This is a genomic window from Methanoculleus sp. UBA303, assembly GCA_002501655.1.
Classification (GTDB): domain Archaea; phylum Halobacteriota; class Methanomicrobia; order Methanomicrobiales; family Methanoculleaceae; genus Methanoculleus.
This window is the reverse complement of record DANY01000050.1, coordinates 1-3,416: the sequence shown is the minus strand read 5'-3', so window position 1 is coordinate 3,416 and position 3,416 is coordinate 1. Positions and strand designations below refer to the sequence as shown.

General features: G+C 63.1%; 4 protein-coding genes. All 4 read left to right on the top strand.

The window, feature by feature from the left end:
• Window positions 1-343: 343 nt before the first annotated feature.
• On the top strand, window positions 344-1,474 hold the full coding sequence (locus tag BP846_RS12270) for a pyridoxal-phosphate-dependent aminotransferase family protein (RefSeq protein WP_292395849.1): 1,131 nt from the start codon (window positions 344-346) through the stop codon (window positions 1,472-1,474).
• On the top strand, window positions 1,471-1,932 hold the full coding sequence (ribC, locus tag BP846_RS12265) for a riboflavin synthase (RefSeq protein ID WP_292395846.1): 462 nt from the start codon (window positions 1,471-1,473) through the stop codon (window positions 1,930-1,932). Before BP846_RS12270 ends, ribC begins: the two co-directional genes overlap by 4 nt.
• 58 nt (window positions 1,933-1,990) lie before the next feature.
• A complete protein-coding gene (gene ribH, locus BP846_RS12260; protein WP_292395843.1) occupies window positions 1,991-2,398 on the top strand; it encodes a 6,7-dimethyl-8-ribityllumazine synthase in 408 nt (135 codons plus the stop codon).
• The coding region (locus BP846_RS12255) for a pyridoxal phosphate-dependent aminotransferase (protein ID WP_292395841.1) at window positions 2,395-3,416 on the top strand (1,022 nt) is incomplete at its 3' end. The genes ribH and BP846_RS12255, both read left to right, overlap by 4 nt.

Genomic DNA, 3,416 nt, shown 5'->3' with positions numbered 1-3,416 from the left:
AGTGCTCTGGGCACCCTGATCAATGCCGACGTCAACGGCGCTCTGAACCATTTGAGAAAGGTAGCCGGTGATTCCGTGGTGCCACGGATAATCGGTAGGGGCCGCGTCAACCGGCCCGTGCGAATAAGGACGACTTTTGAACCATCAACCTTCGCACCGATTAAAGTGCAGCCCTGTGCCCCGCAAGGGGCCCCAGCTGCAAGCCCCCTGCGTTAGGGGGGTAGTTGACTTGATAGCGACTCCCTGCCGGTATCGCATGGTGGAGAGGTTGATATGAATTCACATCCAAACTCCTTCCAGGAACAGTGTCTGTCTCCGATGAGACGCTATGGACTGATCTAGCATGGAACACGAACCACTCCTGATGATCCCCGGGCCGGTACCCATCCCGCAGCGGGTACGTGCCGCCATGACGCGGCAGGCTATCAACCACCGCGGTCCCGAATTTGGGGCTGCGTATGCGGACTGCGCCAGGATACTAAAGACTCTCTTCGGCACCGAGAATGAACTCTACATCATCAGCGGCTCGGGAAGCGCCGGGATGGAGGCTGGCGTCGCCAACTTCGCGCGGGAAAAACGGATAGTCTCGCTCGTGAACGGCAAGTTCGGGGACCGCTTCGCGAAGATCGGAGAGCGTTACGGCAGCGTCACCACCCTCGAATCGGAATGGGGGACGCCGCTCGACCTTGCAGGCCTGGAACGGGAACTCGAGGCCGGGGCTGAGGTCGTCACCATGGTCCACAACGAGACGAGCGCCGGTATCAGGAACCCCGCACCTGAGGTCGGCAAACTCGCCCGGAAACACGACGCGCTCTTCATCATGGACGGGGTCACCTCCATCGGCGGCGACGACGTCCAGATGGACAGATGGGGGGTTGACATCGCCGTCGTCGGCTCGCAGAAGTGCCTCGCCGCCCCGGCGGGCCTCGCCGCCATCGCTGTCGGCGACCGCGCCTGGGACCGGATATCGGAGAAGCGCCCCTTCTACCTCGATATGGCCGCTTACCGGAAGAGCGGGAGCGGTACCTCGATGGAGACTCCCTACACCCCGGCGGTCCCGCTCTTCCTCGCGCTGCACGAGGCGTGTAAGATGATCGAGGAAGAAGGCGTCCCGGCGAGGATTGCCCGCCACCGCCGGATGGCCGACGCCGTCCGTGCCGCGGCGAAGGGATGGGGCGTCGATCTCTTCCCGACGCTCGATGCACACCACGCCTACTCGAATACCGCGACCGCCATGCGAATCCCGGGCGGCATCACCGACAAGGACCTCCGGGGAACTGTCAAGAAGTTCGGGATCGAGATCGCCGGTGGCCAGGACCACCTCAAGGGCAAGATCTTCCGGATCGGCACCATGGGCGGTGTCGGGGCGCAGGAGATCCTCGCTACCCTCGCGGCCGTCCAGTTCACCCTCAAAAAGTCCGGATTTGAGGCCGGCGACGGCGTCGAGGCGGCCGCCGGGGTGCTTCTCGGATGAAGATCGGGATCGCTGACACAACGTTTGCCCGGGTCGACATGGGCAGGATCGCCGCGGACGAGATCCGCAAGCACGCGAGCGTGGGACTTGAGCGCTACGTTGTCCCCGGCATCAAGGATCTCCCGGTGGCCTGCAAGAAGCTGATTGATGAGCGGGGGTGCGACCTCGTGATGGCGCTCGGGATGCCCGGGCGAGCCGAGAAGGACAAGGTCTGCGCCCACGAGGCCTCTCAGGGCCTCATCCTCTGCCAGCTTCTGACCAATAAACACATCATCGAGGTCTTCGTCCACGAGGACGAGGCGAAGGACGCAAAGGAACTTGCCTGGCTGATGGAGCAGCGGACCCGGGAGCATGCCGCGAACGCCGTCCGGCTTGCGCTCTACCCGAAGGAGCTCGAGAAACTCGCCGGGACCGGCCAGCGGCAGGGGTTCGAGGACGTCGGGCCCGCACGCCTCTAACACAAAAAGTGAGGATTATCAGTATCCGGTGCGAGTAGTACCACAAGGATTGATTGGAATGACGATAAAACTTGGATTTGTCGTCGCGGAGTTCAACCGTGACATCACTTATATGATGGAGATCGAGGCCCGGGAACACGCGAACTTCCTCGGTGCGGAGGTGACCGAGACGTTCTACGTCCCCGGCGCCTACGATATGCCGCTTGCCATCAAGAAGATGCTCAAAGCCGGGAACGTCGATGCGGTCGTCACCATCGGGTGCGTCATCGAGGGCGCTACCCAGCACGATGAGATCGTGGTTCAGCATGCCGCCCGGAAGATCATCGACCTCTCCCTCGAGTACGACAAACCCGTCTCTCTTGGCATATCCGGGCCGGGGATGACCCGGATGGAAGCGACCGAGCGTATCGACTACGCCAAGCGTGCCGTCGAGTCGGCCGTGAAGATGGTCCAGCGATTGGGATGAGGAGCCTGTCGGAGAAGATTGCGGGCATCCCTCCCTCCGCAACCATCGAGATATCGAACGCGGCGAAACGGATGGCGCAGGAGGGCATCGACGTCATCAGCCTCTCCATCGGGGAGCCGGACTTCGATACGCCGCAGCACATCAAGGATGCATGCATCGACGCCCTCCGTCGCGGGGAGACCCACTACGCGCCGAGCGCCGGCATTCCGGAACTGACGGGTGCTATCGCCGAGAAGATCACGCAGGAGAACGGGTTTTCCGCAAAGCAGGATGAGGTGATTGTCACCTGTGGGGCGAAGGATGCCATTTACGAGGCGATGGAGGCTGTACTGAACCCCGGGGACGAGGTGCTCATCCTCGACCCCTCCTGGGTCTCCTACGAGCCCTGCGCCCGGATCGCGGGCGCGGATGTCCGGCATCACGCCCTCTCCCCTGAGACCTTCCAGATCGACGACACCCTTCTTGAGGCCGTCGGCCCCCGGACGAGGATGATTGTGGTTAACTCCCCATCGAACCCCTCCGGCGCGGTGCTGAATGCAGACTCAATCCGTCTGATCGCCGATATCTGCCAGGACCACGACCTCTTCGCGCTCTCCGATGAGATCTACGAGAAACTGGTCTACGGGAAGGAGCCGGTATCGATCGCCTCCCTCGGGGATATGGCGGAGCGGACGATCACCGTCAACGGGTTCTCGAAGGCCTACGCGATGACCGGGTGGCGGATCGGCTACGCGGTCGCTCCCCGGCCGGTCATCCGGCAGATGGAGAAGGTGCAGCAGCACACCATATCCCACCCGACGACGTTTGCGATGTTCGGGGCGGTCGCCGCGCTCGAAGGCTGCCAGGACTGCGTCGAAGCGATGCGCCAGGAGTTCGAGCGCCGGCGCGACTACATCATACCGGCGCTCCGCGACCTCGGTTACGCCACTGCTCCGGCGGACGGCGCCTTCTACGCCTACGTGAACGTCGAGGGCGACGACATGGCGATCGCCCGGTCGTGGCTCCACGACGCCCACGT

Coding starts and splice junctions, on each gene's coding strand:
- BP846_RS12270 (WP_292395849.1), top strand. CDS start 344: ATGGAACACGAACCACTCCTGATGATCCCCGGGCCGGTACCCATCCCG.
- ribC (WP_292395846.1), top strand. CDS start 1,471: ATGAAGATCGGGATCGCTGACACAACGTTTGCCCGGGTCGACATGGGC.
- ribH (WP_292395843.1), top strand. CDS start 1,991: ATGACGATAAAACTTGGATTTGTCGTCGCGGAGTTCAACCGTGACATC.